Source organism: Faunimonas sp. B44 (assembly GCF_052655945.1).
Map to the genome: position 1 here is coordinate 77,743 of NZ_JBQYEX010000003.1, position 16,643 is coordinate 94,385.

At 69.8% G+C, this 16,643-nt stretch carries 13 protein-coding genes and 1 riboswitch; of the genes, 8 read left to right on the top strand and 5 right to left on the bottom strand.

The genetic code is table 11. The features are described 5' to 3' along the window. The first annotated feature begins 3 nt into the window (after nucleotides 1-3). Both ACUN0C_RS06500 and atzF read left to right on the top strand, forming a co-directional pair. Complete coding sequence (locus ACUN0C_RS06500) at nucleotides 4-3,537, top strand: 5-oxoprolinase/urea amidolyase family protein (protein ID WP_445465523.1); 3,534 nt, start codon at nucleotides 4-6, stop codon at nucleotides 3,535-3,537. After that, nucleotides 3,534-5,345, top strand: a complete 1,812-nt coding sequence (gene atzF, locus ACUN0C_RS06505) for an allophanate hydrolase (RefSeq protein WP_445465524.1) — start codon at nucleotides 3,534-3,536, stop codon at nucleotides 5,343-5,345. Before ACUN0C_RS06500 ends, atzF begins: the two co-directional genes overlap by 4 nt. 40 nt (nucleotides 5,346-5,385) lie before the next feature. Here atzF and ACUN0C_RS06510 read toward each other — a convergent pair whose 3' ends face one another. From ACUN0C_RS06510 to ACUN0C_RS06525, 4 genes are all read right to left on the bottom strand, one after another. Further along, the gene (locus ACUN0C_RS06510) at nucleotides 5,386-6,450 is read right to left on the bottom strand and encodes a putative urea ABC transporter substrate-binding protein (protein ID WP_445465525.1); all 1,065 of its coding nucleotides are present in this window, start codon (nucleotides 6,448-6,450) and stop codon (nucleotides 5,386-5,388) included. Nucleotides 6,451-6,507: 57 nt separating this feature from the next. Beyond that, nucleotides 6,508-6,620, bottom strand: a riboswitch (guanidine-I (ykkC/yxkD leader). 78 nt (nucleotides 6,621-6,698) lie between these two features. Beyond that, a complete protein-coding gene (locus ACUN0C_RS06515) occupies nucleotides 6,699-8,225 on the bottom strand; it encodes a tripartite tricarboxylate transporter permease (RefSeq protein WP_445465526.1) in 1,527 nt (508 codons plus the stop codon). A gap of 27 nt (nucleotides 8,226-8,252) precedes the next feature. Then, on the bottom strand, nucleotides 8,253-8,705 hold the full coding sequence (locus ACUN0C_RS06520) for a tripartite tricarboxylate transporter TctB family protein (protein ID WP_445465527.1): 453 nt from the start codon (nucleotides 8,703-8,705) through the stop codon (nucleotides 8,253-8,255). 18 nt (nucleotides 8,706-8,723) lie between these two features. After that, complete coding sequence (locus ACUN0C_RS06525; RefSeq protein ID WP_445465528.1) at nucleotides 8,724-9,749, bottom strand: tripartite tricarboxylate transporter substrate binding protein; 1,026 nt, start codon at nucleotides 9,747-9,749, stop codon at nucleotides 8,724-8,726. A 223-nt stretch (nucleotides 9,750-9,972) separates the two neighbouring features. On the opposite strand from ACUN0C_RS06525, the gene ACUN0C_RS06530 reads away from it, so the two are divergent. Further along, nucleotides 9,973-10,803: a nuclear transport factor 2 family protein gene (locus tag ACUN0C_RS06530; RefSeq protein ID WP_445465529.1), complete on the top strand. Its 831-nt coding sequence runs from the start codon at nucleotides 9,973-9,975 to the stop codon at nucleotides 10,801-10,803. A gap of 45 nt (nucleotides 10,804-10,848) precedes the next feature. Here the strand turns inward: ACUN0C_RS06530 and ACUN0C_RS06535 are convergent, their stop codons facing one another. After that, nucleotides 10,849-11,490 carry a TetR/AcrR family transcriptional regulator gene (locus tag ACUN0C_RS06535; protein WP_445465530.1) on the bottom strand — a complete coding sequence of 214 codons (642 nt, stop codon included), beginning with the start codon at nucleotides 11,488-11,490 and terminating at the stop codon, nucleotides 10,849-10,851. Nucleotides 11,491-11,633: 143 nt separating this feature from the next. On the opposite strand from ACUN0C_RS06535, the gene ACUN0C_RS06540 reads away from it, so the two are divergent. The 5 genes from ACUN0C_RS06540 (at nucleotide 11,634) to fmt (ending at nucleotide 16,632) form a co-directional block, all read left to right on the top strand. Then, the gene (locus ACUN0C_RS06540; protein ID WP_445465531.1) at nucleotides 11,634-13,337 is read left to right on the top strand and encodes an acetolactate synthase catalytic subunit; all 1,704 of its coding nucleotides are present in this window, start codon (nucleotides 11,634-11,636) and stop codon (nucleotides 13,335-13,337) included. A 41-nt stretch (nucleotides 13,338-13,378) separates the two neighbouring features. After that, nucleotides 13,379-14,137 (top strand): enoyl-CoA hydratase/isomerase family protein, encoded by a 759-nt coding sequence (locus ACUN0C_RS06545; protein WP_445465968.1) that lies wholly within the window; start codon nucleotides 13,379-13,381, stop codon nucleotides 14,135-14,137. A gap of 40 nt (nucleotides 14,138-14,177) precedes the next feature. Next, complete coding sequence (locus tag ACUN0C_RS06550; RefSeq protein WP_445465532.1) at nucleotides 14,178-15,083, top strand: NAD(P)-dependent oxidoreductase; 906 nt, start codon at nucleotides 14,178-14,180, stop codon at nucleotides 15,081-15,083. A gap of 87 nt (nucleotides 15,084-15,170) precedes the next feature. Beyond that, entirely contained in the window at nucleotides 15,171-15,704 is a 534-nt protein-coding gene (gene def / locus ACUN0C_RS06555) for a peptide deformylase (protein WP_445465533.1), read from the top strand. Between the two features lie 10 nt (nucleotides 15,705-15,714). After that, a complete protein-coding gene (gene fmt / locus ACUN0C_RS06560) occupies nucleotides 15,715-16,632 on the top strand; it encodes a methionyl-tRNA formyltransferase (protein WP_445465534.1) in 918 nt (305 codons plus the stop codon). The last annotated feature ends 11 nt before the right edge of the window (nucleotides 16,633-16,643 follow it).

Below are 16,643 nucleotides of genomic sequence, written 5' to 3' on the forward strand. Positions count from 1 at the left end.
GCGATGTTCGGCAAGGTTCTCATCGCCAACCGCGGCGAGATCGTCGCGCGCGTGTGTCGGACGCTGCGGCGCATGGGCATCCGGTCGGTCGCCGTCGCCTCCGAGGCCGACCGCTTCACGCGTCCGGTCCTCGATGCCGACGAGCGGATCGTGATCGGCAGCGCGCCTGCGACCGAGAGCTACCTCGATGTCGATGCCGTTCTCGAAGCCTGCCGGCGGACCGGCGCGGAAGCCGTGCATCCGGGCTACGGCTTCCTGGCCGAGAACGCGGGCTTCGCGGAGCGGCTGGCGGCGGAGGGGATCGCGTTCATCGGACCCCGGCCGGAGCATCTCAGAGCGTTCGGCCTGAAGCACACGGCCCGGGCGCTGGCGGAGGGTGTCGGCGTCCCGCTCCTTCCCGGCACGGGGGTCGTCGAGGAGGTTGAGGTCGCCCTCGCCGCGGCGGAGCGGATCGGCTACCCCGTCATGCTGAAGAGCACCGCCGGCGGGGGCGGCATCGGGATGCAGCTCTGCCGCGACCCGGCCGAGCTCGTGCAGCGGTTCGAGGCGGTCCGGCGCACGGCGGCGGCGAGCTTCGGCGATTCCCGCGCCTTCCTGGAGCGTTTCGTCGCCGACGCGCGCCACATCGAGGTGCAGATCTTCGGCGACGGCAAGGGGCGCGTGGCGGCGCTCGGCGAGCGTGACTGCTCTCTGCAGCGGCGCCACCAGAAGGTCGTGGAGGAGACGCCCGCGCCCGGCCTGCCCGAGGGCACCCGCCGGAAGATGCTGGCGGCCGCAATCCGGCTCGGCGAGAGCGTCGCCTACGAATCCGCGGGGACGGTGGAGTTCATCTACGACCCCGTGCGCGATGCGTTCTACTTCCTGGAGGTTAACACGCGCCTCCAGGTCGAGCACCCTGTGACCGAGGCCGTGACCGGCATCGATCTCGTCGAGTGGATGGTCAGGCAGGCCGGCGGCGAAAACCCGCTCGATCGGGCCGGCGAGATCCGCCCGCAAGGGGCGGCGATCGAGGTGCGCCTCTACGCCGAGAGCCCGGTCCAGGACTTCCGCCCGAGCGCCGGCATCCTGACGGATGTTCGGCTTCCCGAAGGCGCACGCGTCGACACCTGGGTCGAGCGCGGGACGGAGGTGACCACCTTCTACGACCCTATGCTCGCCAAGGTCATCGTTGCGGGCGCCGACCGGGCCGAGGCGGTCGCGCAGCTCCGGACCGCCCTCGCCGAGACCGCGCTCGACGGCATCGCCACCAATCTCGACTATTTGCGCGCGATCGCGGCGAGCGGCCTCTTCGCGGCGGCCGAGGTCTCGACGACCGCCCTCGCCTCCTTCCCCTTCGCGCCGCGCGCCGTCGAGGTGCTCGCGCCGGGAGCGCTGTCGCACGTCCAGGAACTGCCGGGCCGGCTCGGCCTCTGGCATGTCGGCGTGCCCCCGAGCGGGCCGATGGACGAACGCTCCTTCCGGCTCGCCAATGCCGCCGTCGGCAATGCCGAGGAGGCGCCGGCGCTCGAGATTACGGTGAGCGGCCCGACGCTCCGCTTCGCCGGAGAGGGCCTCCTGATCGCGCTCGCCGGCGCGCGCATGCCCGCGACCCTCGACGGCGAGAGATTGCCTTATGGCGAGCCGATCCGGGTATCCGCCGGCCAGGTGCTGAAGCTCGGCGCGATCGAGGGCGGCGGGCAGCGGACCTATCTCGCCGTCCGCGGCGGCTTCGAGGCGGCCGAAATCCTCGGCTCGCGCGCAACGTTCACGCTCGGCGCCTTCGGCGGCCATGCCACCGGCACGCTGAAGCCCGGCGACCTCCTTCGCGTCGGGGAGGCGGCGCCGCACGAGCCCCGCCCCGTCGATCTTCCGGGGTTCGGGCGGGAATGGGACCTGGCGGTCGTGTACGGCCCGCAGGGCGCGCCCGACTTCCTCACCGAAGCGGATGTCGGGACGCTGTTCTCCGCGACCTACGAGGTCCATTTCAACAGCGACCGGACAGGCGTGCGCCTCGTCGGGCCGAAGCCGGAATGGTCGCGCCACGACGGCGGCGAGGCGGGGCTCCATCCCTCCAACCTCCACGACAACGCCTACGCCGTCGGCGCGATCGACTTCACCGGGGACACGCCGATAATCCTCGGCCCGGACGGCCCGAGCCTCGGCGGCTTCGTCTGCCCGGCCGTCGTCGCCCGGTCCGACCTGTGGAAGATCGGACAGCTGAAGCCAGGCGACGCGGTGCGGTTCACGCCCGTGCCGCGCCCGGACGATCCGCTGGCGGGACCCGTCCCGCTCGCATGTCCGCAAGCGGGCTCCGCCATCGTCGGCGGCCGGCCGGAGGCCGAGCTGCCCGTCGTCTACCGCCGTCAGGGCGACCGCAACCTCCTCGTCGAGTATGGCGACATGACGCTCGACGTCGGGCTGCGGCTGCGCGTGCATGTCCTCGCCGAAGCGCTGGCGGCCGCCCGCGTCCCCGGCATCGTCGACCTGACGCCGGGCATCCGCTCGCTCCAGATCCATTACGACCCGGACAGGCTCCCCCGCGCGCGCCTGCTCGGCCTTCTCGAAGAGATCGAGAGCGGCCTGCCGCGGATCGACGACGTCGAGTTGCCGAGCCGCATCGTCCACCTGCCGCTGTCCTGGAACGATCCGCAGGTGCGGCTGGCCATGCAGAAATACCAGGAGACCGTCCGGCCGGACGCGCCCTGGTGCCCGTCGAACATCGAGTTCATCCGCCGGATCAACGGGCTGCCCGACGAGGAGGCGGTGCGGAGCATCGTCTTCGACGCGAGCTACCTGGTCTTCGGGCTCGGCGACGTCTATCTCGGCGCACCGGTCGCCACGCCGCTCGATCCGCGCCACCGGCTCGTGACCACGAAGTACAATCCGGCGCGGACCTGGACGCCCGAGAACGCCGTGGGCATCGGCGGCGCCTATCTCTGCATCTACGGCATGGAAGGCCCGGGCGGCTACCAGCTCTTCGGGCGCACGGTCCAGGTCTGGAACACCTGGCGGACGACCCGGGAGTTCGAGCCGGGGCACCCGTGGCTCCTGCGCTATTTCGACCAGATCCGCTTCTACGAAGTCGACGAGGCGGAGCTGGCCGAGGCCCGCCGTGCCTTCCCGCATGGCGCCTATCCGATCCGGATCGAGGAGAGCCGGTTCGGCTATGCCCGATACCTGGGCGGCCTGGAGCGCGACCGCTTGGAGATCGAGGCCTTCACGGCCCGGCGCGAGGCGGCCTTCGGCCAGGAGCGCGCACGCTGGAAGGAAATGGGCGCAGAGATGCCGGCCGTCTGCGATGCAGGCTCGCCAGCGGTCGAACAGGCCGTCCCGGAGGGCTGCAGCGGCCTCTACTCGCCGGTGCCGGGAAGCGTCTGGAAGATCCTCGTCGAGCACGGCGCGTTGATCGAGGCGGGCGAGCCGATGCTGATCCTGGAGTCGATGAAGATGGAGATCACGGTGCCCGCGCCGAGCCGCGGCCGCGTCGCCGGACTGCGTACGCGGCCCGGCCAGACGGTCAGGGCGGGTGACGTGCTGGCCATTCTGGAGGACGCATGACGACGCTGCCCGAGTTGCTCGATTTCGCATCGCTGCGTGCCTTCTATGCGGGCGGCGGCACGCCGGCCGCTATGGCCGAAGCCGTGATCGCGCGCATGCGCTCCGCGAAGGATCCCGCGATCTTCATCACGCGGGTGCCGGAGGAGGCGCTCCTTTCCGCGGCGCAGGCGCTCGTGGAGCGTGCACCGGAGCCGAACGCGCTCCCGCTCTGGGGCCTGCCTTTCGTCGTGAAGGACAACATCGACGTAGCGGGCCTGCCGACGACCGCCGGCTGCCCCGACTTCGCCTATGGCCCCGATCGGGATGCGGCCGTCATCGCCCGGCTCGTCGCGGCGGGCGCACTCCTCCTCGGCAAGACCAATCTCGACCAGTTCGCGACGGGGCTGAACGGGACACGCTCGCCCTACGGCGCGCCCCGCTGCGTGTTCGATCCCGACTACGTGTCGGGCGGATCGAGCTCCGGCTCCGCCGTGGCCGTCGCAGCCGGGCTTGCCGCCTTCTCCCTCGGCACCGATACGGCCGGCTCCGGCCGGGTGCCGGCCGCGTTCAACAACGTCGTGGGCGTCAAGCCGACGCCCGGCCGCGTGCCCACCACGGGCGTGGTGCCGGCCTGCCGATCGCTCGACGTGGTCTCGATCTTCGCGTGCAGCGTCGCCGACGCGGCCGAGGTCCGCCGCGTGGCCGAGGGCTTCGACGCGGCCGACCCGTTCAGCCGCCGAGTCGAGCACGTGCCCCTGCCCGCTGAGGGTCTGCATGTCGGCGTGCTCGCGGAGGGTGACCGGGCCTTCTTCGGCAACATGGGCTACGAGCACCTCTACGCGGCCGCGGTCGAACGGGCGCAGGCGCTCGGCGCGGCGATCGTTGCGATCGACTACGCCTCCTTTCAAGAGGCCGCCGCGCTGCTTTACGACGGGCCGTGGGTGGCCGAGCGGCTCGCCGCGATCGAGGCCTTCGCGACGGCGCGGCCGGACAGCATGGACCCGACGGTGCGCGCAATCGTGCTCGGGGCGCAGAGCCGGACGGCGGTCGAGGCGTATCGCGGGCAGTACCGCCTGCTCGCGTGCCGCCGCGCGGCCGAAGCGGAATGGACGAAGGCCGACCTGCTCATGCTGCCGACCGCGCCCGATATCCCGACCGTGGATGCGATGCGGGCCGACCCGGTCGCGCTCAACGCCCGGCTCGGGCTCTACACGAACTTCGCCAACCTGATGGGTCTCGCCGCGATCTCTGTGCCGGCCGGCTTCACGGGAAAGGGGTTGCCCTTCGGCGTCACCCTGTTCGGCCCGGGCGACAGCGACGAGGCGCTCGCGCCCTTCGCCCATGCGATGCACGCGGCCGCGCATTGCGGCTCCGGCATCGACCGGGCGAAGCGGCCCGGCCCCGCCCCCGCGCCGCGCACCGGAGGCCTGCCGATCATGGTGGTCGGAGCGCATCTGTCCGGCATGCCGCTCAACCGCGAGCTGCTGGCTGCGGGCGGCACGCTGGTGAGGCGCTGCCGCACGGCGCCGGACTACCGGCTCTACGTCCTGCCGGACACCGACCCGCCCAAGCCGGGGCTCGTCCGCGACCCCGGCCATCGCGGCCGGGGGCTGGAGGTCGAGATCTGGTCCCTACCCCCGGCAGACTTCGGACGCTTCGTAGCGGCGATCCCCGCCCCGCTCGGCATCGGCAAGGTCAGGCTCGAGGACGGCAGCGAGGTGCCGGGATTCCTGTGCGAGCCGGCAGGCCTCGCCGGTGCCGAGGAGATCACGGCGATGGGCGGATGGCGGGCGTACATGGACATGCGCGCCCGCACCACCGCCGCCTGAACGGTGGGGTCCCGGGCGGCGCACCGCCCGGGACCGCGCGTCAGAGCGCGCCGTCGGCAGCGGCCTTCATGTAGGTGGCCGGGAAGCGGAACTTCACGTTGCCCCCGTCGCCGAGGACGGTGCCGTCGGCCAGTTCGATCCCGATCACGTCCGGCGAGGGCGCCCCCTGGCCGAGCAGGCCCTTGTCGAAGAGGAACGTGCGAACGGTCTCCATCTGCGTCGAGAGATCGGGGCTCTCGATGAAGGCGACGCCCGCCTCGGGCGTGGCGAAGAGCTTGGTTGCGGCGAGCTGCGCCTCGAAACCGGCGCGGTCGGTGCCCGAGGCCTCTCCCATCGCCTCGCGTGCGGCCTCGCCCTCGGCGGATTCAGCCGTCATGACCGCCATCGTTTCGTACCAGATGCCGGCGAGCGCCTTGCCGAAGTCGGGGTTTGCCGCGAGCACCTCGGTCTTCGCCACGGTGAGATCCATGATCTCGCCCGGGATCTGGGATGAATCGAACAGGCTCCGGCCCGCGCCGCCCGCAAGGATCTCGGAAGCGAGCGGATTCCAGGTGACCACCGTGGTGACGTCTGCCGTCGCGAACGCGGCGACGAGGTCGGCGTCCGACGTGTTCACCACGGTCACGTCGCGCTCGGACAGGCCGGCCGATTCGAGCGCCCGCGCCAGCAGGTAGTGCGAGACGGAGAGCTCGACGAGGTTGATGCGCTCGCCCTTCAGGTCCGCCACGGAGCCGGCGCCCTTCGCGATCACCATGTCGTTGCCGTTCGAATAATCGCCGACGATCACCACCGAGGTGTCGACGCCGCCGGCCGCCGGGATCGACAGGGCATCCATGTTCGTGACGGTGACAGCGTCGTAATCGGCCGCGGTGAACTGGTTGATCGATTCGATGTAGTCGTTGAACTGGGTCACCTCGATGGTAATGCCGTATTTGTCGGCCCATTTCTGCACGATGCCGTTGTCGGCCGCCCAGCCCCACGGCATCCAGCCGACATAGATGGACCAGCCGAGCTTGAAGGCGGTCTTCTCCTGCGCGGAAGCGGGAGCGACGGCAAAGGCGGCCGCGAGCGCGAGCGCTGCGGCAGCTGTTCGGCGAAATCGCATGCGAACTCCTCATCCTGGCTTCAGGCGGACGGCGCCATGCCGCCGCCTCGGGGTGAGGCCTCCCGGGCTTTTATCCCTCCGTGGACCCGGCGGATCGGCCGGGCGACGGCTCTCGGTCCAGTCGCCGCGGCCCATGCAGGCCGGCGGCCGGAACCCTAGCCGTCAACTCGGGACGCGCGATGCAATATGCGGGCCAGTCAGGGCCGAGGACAGGACGGCCCGCCGTGCAGCCTTGCCGCCACGGCGCCTCAGAGTGCCGCAGAGTCCGCGGCAGGCCCCCGCCGGAAGATGCGCGAAGCACTCCGGATCGTGCCGCCCATGAAGGGAAGCACCAGCGACAGCACCACGCAGATGAGGAGCGTGAGGGCGATCGGCCGATCGAAGAAGATGCCGAGGCTGCCGCGCGACATCATCAGCGACTGGCGGAGCGCCTGCTCCATGATGGGCGCGAGCACGATGCCGAGGATCAGCGGCGCGCGCGGCAGCTTCGCCTTGATCATCAGGTAGCCGATCACGCCGAAGAAGAGCGTCATGCCGACCGTGAAGAGCCGCAGTTCCGCCGCGTAGGCCCCGACCACCGACAGGAGCATGATGCCCGGCGCGAGATAGACGTAGGGGATGCGCAGCAGCATCGCGAAGAACGGCGCAAGCGGCAGGTTCATGATGAGGAGCATGAGGTTGCCGACGAACATGCTGGCGATCAGGCCCCAGGCGAGGTCCGGCTGGTCGGTCATCAGCATCGGCCCCGGCCGGATCCCCTGCAGAATGAAGGCGGCCAGCAGCACGGCGGTGAGGCCGGAGCCGGGAATGCCGAGGGTGAGCATCGGCACCAGGGAGCCGACCACGGCCGAGTTATTCGCCGATTCGACCGAGGCGACCGCGTCGAGCGCGCCCTTGCCGAACTTCTCGGGGTGCTTGCTGAACTTCTTCTCCGCGGCATAGGCGAGGAAGGTCGAGGCGGTCGGCCCGACGCCCGGCAGCACGCCCAGTACGAAGCCGATGGCCGTTCCGCGCAAGATCGCCATGCGGCATTCGACCCAGTCCTTCCAGCGCGGCCACATGTCCCGGACGCGCGTGCGGATCGGTTCGAGCGTGACCATGCGCTCCAGCGAAGCGAGGATCTCCGCGACGCCGAACACGCCGATGGCGATCGGCAGGAAGTCGATGCCGTCGAGCAGGTTCATCTGCCCGAAGGTGAGCCGCTCGGTCCCCATCATCGGATCGGTGCCGACGAGCGCGAGCATCAGGCCGATGATGGCCATGAAGAGCGCCTTCAGCGCCGAGCCCTCGCCCATGCTGGCGGTGGCGGTGATGCCGAGGGCGGCGAGCAGGAAGTATTCCGGCGGCGCGAAGTTCAGCGCGAAATTGCTGATCGCGACCGCCATGAACATCAGCAGGAAGATGGTCACGGTGCCGGCGATGAACGAACCGATGGCCGACATGCAGAGCGCCGGGCCGGCGCGGCCCTGGCGCGCGAGCTTGTGTCCTTCGAGCGTCGTCATGACGCCGGACGATTCCCCGGGGACGTTGATGAGGACGGAGGTGAGCGTGCCGCCGTACATCGCGCCGTACATGATGCCGGAGAGCAGCACGATGGCGGTCACCGGCGGCAGCCCGAACGAGACCGGCAGCAGGAGCGCCATGCCGAGCGACGGGCCGATTCCCGGCAGCGCCCCGATGACCTGGCCGAGGATGACGCCGATCAGCACGGCCAGCAGGTTGTGGGGCTCGAGCGCAACGGCGAACCCGTTCATCAGGAGGCCGACAGTATCCATGGGGAGTCCTCGATGTCCGTCGGCGGCTCAGAAGCCGAACGGGCCGGTGGGCAAGCGAATGTTGAGCCAGTAGACGAACACGGATTCGATCAGCCCGACCGTGATCAGTGTGGCGAACAGCGACGGCAGGATCGGCCGGCGCGCGATGCCGAGCAGGAAGAGCAGCATGAATATGACGCCGCTGATCACCGTCCCGAGATAGGGCAGCATCGCGAACAGCACCCACAGCGCGCCGATCCCGAGGACGACCTGCCGCGCCCCGGTCCGGTCCGGCCAGTCGGCCTTTTCCTCGCTGCGGGAACGGACCGACTGCACCAGCAGCACGAAGCCGATCAGCGCGCCTGCAGCCGCCACCCACAGCGCCGCAAAGGCAGGCCCCGGGGCGAAGGTGCTCCAGTAGGGGAGATCCCAGGTCTGGAACGCCACCAGCGCGGACAGGCCGATGAGGACGAGGGCCGCAACGATGTCGATCTTTTTCACCTGGGATCTCCGCTCGTCTTACGACTTCTGCTTGGCGAGGCCGAGCTCGGTCAGGATGTTGAGGTAGCGCTCGTGGAGCTTGTCCATCTCGGCGCCCGCCTCGGAAGCCGGCGCGTAGATGTCGCGGAAGTAGTTCTCCGCGAGCATGTTCTTCCACGCGTCGGTTGCCACCATCTTCTGCAGCTTGTCGTCCCACCAGGCGATGAGCTCCGGGTCGGCGTCGGGCGGCAGGGTCAGCGACTGCGGCGAGCTCCACACCACGTCGAAGCCCTGCTCCCTGGCGGTCGGGACGTCCTTGAACTCGTCGGAGGGATGACGGTCCTCGCTCAGGATCGCGATCGCCTTCATCTGGCCGCCCTTGATGAGGGGCAGCGCCTCGTCGGGAGGATAGACGCCCATCGTGACCGCGCCGCTAATGACGGCCGAGGTGATCTGTCCGCCACCGCCGTCGAACGGGATGAAGTTGATCTTGATGTCGGCCGCCTTCTCGAGAAGCGTCGTGACGATGTGATCGGTCGAGCCGATGTTCGCGCCGCCGACGGAGATCGAGAACTCTTCCTTCTTCGCCTGCTCGACGAGATCGGTCAGCGAGTTGATCGGGGAATCGGTCCTGACCGTGAAGAGGAGGTCGGCCGCGATCAGCGTCGCGAGCGGCGTCAGCTGCTTGTACCAGGGGTCGAGGCCCTGCACGATCGGCGAGGCGAACACCGTCGGGCTGATGCCGAACAGCAGGTTCTCGTTGCCCTTCTGGCCGATGACGTAGTTCGACGCGACCGTCCAGCTGCCGCCGGTCCGGTTCTGCACGACGATCGGGTTCGTGACGATCTTCTCGTCGTTGAGGATCTTGGCGACGCGGCGCTGCGTCAGATCGGGGCCCGCGCCGGCGCCGGAGCCGACGGTGATCTCGATTTCGCCGGTCGGAGCCTTGCCCTGGGCGGCCGCGCCGCCGGCCGTGGCGGCCCCGAAGGCCACCAGCAGCCCGGTCACCGCGAGCGCCTTCAGGGAGGCCCCCTTCCGGCCGTTCGCCGGGGAATTCCTGTCCATTTCTCTCCCTCCACCTCTTCTGGGTACGGATCGCTCCCGCGGAGCGCGCACCGCCTCTTTCCCGGCCGAAACCGGATGGCGCGACGTCTATGCAAACGATCGCATCAAAAGGCAATATGCTCGTATGACAATCCGCGAGCAGACGCTCTATCATACAAGTGTATGACGTGCTACGTCGAGCGGCGTTTCGCGAGAATCCGCTTCAAGCAAGAGGCCCACGAAGGTGAACGATCAGACCACACGCCCGGGCGCGTCCCGGAACGAGGAAGCCCTCGTCGCAGCGAGCAGCAGGCTTGCCGCAGCCCTTGCGCAGGGCGACGCTGCGGCTCTCGAGGCAATTACCGAGCCCGATTTCACCGCCATCGACGAAGGCGGCCTGGTGCGCTCCCGCACCGAAGCGGCCGCCGCGCGGGAAACCGCCCCGGACGCCGCGGATACGCGCTGGACGGTGCAGGATTACGGCACGCTCGCAATGGTCACCGGCAAGGCGGCCGTCCCCGGCGGCGAGCGGGTGGCGCTCGACGTGTTCGTGAACCGGGGCGGAACGTGGCGCGCGCTCGTCCACCACCTCAACGTCGTCGCCGACCCCGCGAGCCCTTCGACCCACCCCGCGCCGGTCGCGCGCGACGCCGGCGCGCCCCCGCCGGACTGCGAGAACCCGTGCGCGTTCGTGCCCTACGAGGCAAAGGAGCAGGCCGAGCGCGACATCATCACGTCGTTCCAGACGCTCGAGAAGGCGGTCACGCGGAACGATGCCGACGAATGGGTGAAGCACATGGCGGACGAGTTCATCGTCTACCGCACCAGGCAGCACCCGACCACGAAGGCCGAGCGCGCCGGCCATCTGCGCAACCAGAAGGCCGTGAACGCGGAAACCTTCGTCGCCGCGGTCGAGGCCATGAAGCTCTGGGTGTTCGGCGATGCTGCCGTCATGCGCGCCGATCACGTGATGCCGGGCAATCGCCGCCCGCCCTACCGGGCCACCCGGTTCTGGGTGAAGCGCGACGGCCGCTGGCAGATGGCGATCAGCCAGCAGACGACGCGGCCGGCCTGAGGCCGTGAGGCCGTGAGGCTGCGGCGCGCCGGCGCCGCAGCCGCGTCACTCCTTCACGGGCGCCTGAAACCCTGCCGCCAGGAACGGGATGACGTATTTCAGCGCGACCGCCGGCTGCGAGGTGTCGAAGCCCTCGCCGGCGATCGTCTGGATCTTGCCGGTGTCGGCCTGGACGAACAGCATGACGCCGTAGAGGCAGTTGAGCTTCCAGTGGAACTCGGTCTCGTCCATGGCCGCGAAATGCTCCCTGAGCGCCCGCGGGACGACCATGAAGTCGAGCGTGTAGATCTCGATCATCAGGCGGCGGACCTCCGGCGTCGGATCCATGGAGGCGCGGCCGAGCAGGCGGCGGAACGCTTCGTTCTCGCGGCTCGTCCGGAACGCGGGCTCGAGCATCGCATAGAGCAGATCCTCCAGGGCCGGCTCGGGATCGGCGGCGAAAAGCGCTTCGAGCATCCGCTGCCGCTCGGCCCGCAGCGGCCGCGCCCGCCGGAGCATCACCTCCTTGAAGAGGTTCTCCTTGGTCCCGAAATGGTAGGGGATCGCCCCGAGATTGACCGACGCCCGCTCCACGATCTGGCGCACGGAGGCGCCGTTGAATCCGACCTCCGCAAAGAGCTCTTCGGCCGCGTCGAGGAGACGCTCCCGGGAACTGGCCTGACCGCTACCTGTCGCTGGCTCGCTCAAATCGCCGTGCCTCATGCCGCGGTTGAATCCCGTCATACAATCGCCGGGCAAGCCCTTGTATCGCATTCATACGAGTGTATAAACACCCTGTCCCCGGCCCGCACTGCGCCGTGGATCATCCATATTGAAGGCGGGGAAGCGCAATGTCGAACGAACAGACCGTAGCGCAGGCGATCGCGTCCGCGCTGGCGCGGCACGGCGTGGAAGTGATCTTCTCCCAGAGCCTGCCTTCCGCCGTCCTGCTGGCCGCCGAGGATCTCGGGCTTCAGCAATATGTCTACCGGACCGAGAACGCCGGCGCGGCGATGGCCGACGGCTTTGCCCGCATCTCCGGGCGCGCCGCGGTCGTGACGGCCCAGAACGGGCCCGCCGCCACGCTGCTCGTGCCCGGCCTCGCTGAAGCGCTGAAGTCCTCCATTCCCGTGGTCGCCCTGGTGCAGGACGTGAACCGCGACCAGATGGACAGGAACGCCTTCCAGGATCTGGACCACTTCGCCCTCTTCGGTTCCTGCGCGAAGTGGATCCGCCGGCTCACCGTGCCGAGCCGGACGGAGGACTATGTCGACATGGCCTTCGCCGCCGCCACCGGCGGCCGGCCTGGCCCGGCGGTGCTGCTGCTGCCGGCCGACGTGCTCCTCGAGCGCGCCTCCGGCGCCGCACCGCGAGGGGCCGACCTGGGCCGCTTCCCCCTCGACCGGACCGTTCCCCCGAAGGAGCGGATCGAGGAGGCGGCGGCACTCATCGCCTCGGCGAAGCGCCCGCTGATCTTTGCCGGCGGCGGCGTCCACATTTCCGGAGCAGCCGGGGAACTCGCAGTCCTGCAGGAAAAGGCGCAGATCCCGGTCGCCACCACGGTCATGGGCAAGGGCGCCGTCGACGAGAGGCACCCGCTTTCGCTCGGCGTCGGCGGCAACGCGCTCGGACGGCTATCGCCGAGCCGGCATTTCGCGGAGCGCATCCGCAGCGCCGACGTCGTGCTCCTCGTCGGCACCCGCACCGCCCAGAACGGCACCGATTCCTGGACTTCCTTCGCGCCGGATGCGCGCTTCATCCACATCGACATGGACCCCTCGGAGATCGGCCGGAACTACGAGGCGCTCCGCCTCGTCGGCGACGCCAAGCTGACGCTTGCCGCGCTCGGCGAGGCGATCCGCGGCCCGGCCGCGAGCGCCGGGAGCGACCGCGCGCTGGTCCGCGCCGGGCACGAGCGGCACGAGGCCGAGATCGCCGCACTGGCGGGCTCCGAGGCCTCCCCGATCCGGCCGGAACGGCTGATGAGGGACATGCAGACGGTGCTGACGCCCGACACGATCGTGGTCGCGGACGCAAGCTACTCGACGATCTGGGTGGCGAGCTACCTGACGAGCCTCGCGCCCGGCATGCGCTTCATCACGCCGCGCGGCATCGCCGGGCTGGGCTGGGGCCTGCCGCTCGCCATGGGCGCCAGGCGGGCCCGTCCCGAAAGCCCGGTCCTCAGCGTCGTCGGCGACGGCGGCTTCGCCCATGTCTGGAGCGAACTGGAGACCTGCCGGCGCACCGGCACCTCCGTAATCGTCACCGTGCTCAACAACGGCGTGCTCGGCTACCAGAAGGACGCCGAGGACATGAAGTTCGGGCGCCACACGAGCGCCTGCTACTTCGAGCCGGTGGACCACGCAGCCATCGCCGAGGCGTGCGGCTGCCGCGGCGTCAGGATCGAGCGGGCGGCCGACTACCTTCCGGCGCTGAAGGAGGCGCTCGCCGCCGGCGGCACCTTCGTCCTCGACATTGTGACCGATCCCGAGGCCTATCCGCCGATCACCTTCTTCGACAAGCTCGACGGCTTCCGCGAGACCCGCTCGCGCTGACGGGAGCTCCGCCCATCATCCCCTGAGACCCTTTGCAGACGGTGACAGACGTGCCCTTCGCAGACTACGCAGAGAAGTTCGAGACCATCCGGATGCGGCGCGAGGACGGCATCCTCGAGATGACGCTCCACACCGACGGCGGCCCGCTGCGCTGGAGCCGCAAGCCGCACCGCGAGCTCGAGCAGGCCTTCCTTGACGTCGGACGCGACCGGGAGAACCACGTCATCATCCTGACCGGGACCGGGGACGAATTTTCCGGGCCGGCCCCGAGCGTGGAGGACAATCTCAAGACCCACAACCAGTCGACCGAGGAATGGGGCGAGCTCGGCTGGGAATCGAAGCACCTCCTCTTCAACATGCTGGCGATCGACGCCCCGATGATCGCGGCCATCAACGGCCCCGCGCTGCGCCATGCCGAACTGCCGGTCATGTGCGACATCGTTCTCGCGACGGAGACGGTGGCCTTCCAGGATTCGGCCCATTTCGTCGGAGGTCTCGTGCCCGGCGACGGCATGCACGTCGTCTTCCCGCTCCTCATGGGCTACAATCGCGGCCGCTACTTCCTGCTGACGGGCCAGAAGATCGGCGCCGAGGAGGCGAAGGACGTCGGGCTCGTGAACGAGATCGTCCCGGCCGACCAGCTGCTGCCGCGGGCCTGGGAGCATGCCCGCAACATCATGAAGATGCCGGAGCTCAACCGGCGCTACACGCGCCTGCTGATCACCGAGGTCCTGCGCCGGCAGATGAACGAGCTCCTGCCCTACGGCCTCGCGCTCGAAGGCCTCGCCCTCGTCAAGTGATCGCCCCCTGCCGCACTCCACACGCTCTGAAGGATTGGACATGACGAAGATCGGATATCTCGGCGGCGGCAACATGGCCCAGGCGATGGTGAAGCGCCTGCTCGCGGCCGGCCACGACGTGACGCTCTACAACCGCACGCTCGACAAGGTGAGGAACCTCGAAGCGGCCGGCGCCAGGCTTGCGCGGACGCCGCGCGAGGCGGCAGAAGGCGCGGAGATGGTGTTCGCCTCGGTGACGGACGATGCCGCCTCGCGCACGGTCTGGACCGGCCCCGAGGGGGCGCTGTCGGCCAATCTCGCGCCGGGCGCTCTCATCGTCGAGCACTCCACCATGTCGCACGACTGGGTGCTCGAGCTCTGCGGCATCGTGCGCGAGAAGGGCCTGCACTACGTCGACTGCCCGGTCGCCGGCCGGCCCGATGCCGCCGCGGCCGGCCAGCTCGCGGTCTTCGTCGGTGCCGACAAGGAGGACCTGGAGAAGATCCGGCCGCTCGTCACGCCGCTCAGCAAGGAGATCTTCCATTTCGGCGCGCCGGGCACCGGCACCGCCTTCAAGCTGATCTACAACGTCCTCGGCGTCGTGCAGATCGTGGGGCTCGCCGAGGCGCTCTCTGCCGCCGAGGCCGCCGGCATAGACCTGCGCACCGCCGCGCAGGCGCTCGCCAACGGCAATACCGGCAGCGGCCACGTGCGCAAGCACGGCCCGTTCATGGCCGAGAACGAGCACGAGGATCCGCCGGGCTTCACCGCCGCCGGACGAATCAAGGACCTCACCTACGGCATCGGGCTGGAGGAGGCGCTCGGCGAGGACCCGGTCATGGGGCGCGCCGCGCTCGGCGCCTACCAGAAGATGGTCGATCTCGGCATGGCCAAGGCGGCGGACAGCATGATCATCGACGCGGTGCGCGAGCGCCGGAAGGGCGCAAAGCAGCTCCAGAAGGCCTGAGCTCCGGCTTCCGGCCGGACGTCTTGCTCCGGCCGGAAGCAGCCCTGCGTTGACGCTGCTGCGAGCACGGCCTATGTCGCCCGCGCCATGACCAGCCTCGAAATCCTGACCCTTCCCGACCCCGTCCTCCGCCAGGCGAGCGCCCCGGTCGAAACCGTGGACGACGAGACGCGGCGGTTCCTCGACCAGATGCTGCACACCATGTACGAGGCTCCGGGGGTGGGGCTCGCGGCGGTCCAGGTCGGGGTGCCGCGGCGCCTCGTCACGATAGACGTCTCCAAGGAGGAGGATGCGCGCGAACCGCTCTTCCTGATCAACCCGGAGATCCTCTGGTCGTCCGACGAGCGCGCCCGCTACGAGGAGGGCTGCCTCTCCATCCCCGATTACTACGCCGAGGTCGAGCGACCGGCGAAGGTGCGGGTGAAGTTCATCGACCGCGAGGGAAGGCCGCAGGAGCAGGAGGCCGAGGGCTTGCTCGCGGTCTGCCTGCAGCACGAGATCGACCATCTGAACGGCGTGCTCTTCATCGATTACCTCTCCAAGCTGAAGCGCGACCTCGTGATCCGGAAGTTCACGAAGCAGGCGCGCGAGAAGGAACGTCACCGGCAGCAGCGCATCTGAGGAGCGGCCGATGACCCTTCGCGTGGTGTTCATGGGCACGCCGGTCTTCGCGGTGCCGACGCTGATGGAACTGGTCGGCCAGGGCCACGAGGTGGTCGCCGCCTACAGCCAGCCGCCACGCCCCTCGGGCCGCGGCATGGCCGAGCGCCCCTCCCCCGTCCACGAGGCGGCCGAACGGTTCGGCATCCCGGTCCGCACGCCGGTCTCGCTGCGGCGCGACGAGGCGGCGGCCGAATTCCGGGCGCTCGAGGCCGACGTGGCGGTCGTGGTCGCCTACGGGCTGATCCTGCCGCCGGCGATCCTTGCAGCGCCGCGGCACGGCTGCCTCAACCTTCACGGCTCGCTGCTGCCGCGCTGGCGGGGCGCGGCACCCATCCAGCGCGCCATCATGGCTGGCGACGCGGAGACCGGCGTGATGGTCATGCGGATGGAGGAAGGCCTCGACACCGGCCCGGTCTGCATGGCCGAGCGTGTCCGGATCGGCGCCCGCGAGACGGCCGGCGAACTCGCGGAGCGCCTGGCGCGCCTCGGCGCCGACCTGATGGTGCGGGCGCTCGCCGCGCTGGAGCGCGATGCGCTCGCCTGCACGCCCCAGCCGGCGGAGGGGGTGACTTACGCCGCCAAGATCGACAAGGCGGAAGCGCGGATCGACTGGGCCCGGCCCGCGGCCGAGATCGCCCGCCACATCAACGGCCTCTCGCCCTTCCCCGGCGCCTGGTGCGAGATGATGGTCGCAGACAAGCCGGAGCGGGTGAAGGTGCTGCGGGCGGTGCCGTCCGAGACCGGAGGTGCGGCCGAGGAGCGCCTCGTCGTCCCGTGTGGCGACGGTGCCGTGGAGCTGCTCGAACTGCAGCGCGCCGGCCGGAAGCCTTCCAAGGCCGAAGAATTCCTGCGCGGCGCGCGCGGCGGCATCCGTGTGCTGCCGTGACGCCGGGCCGA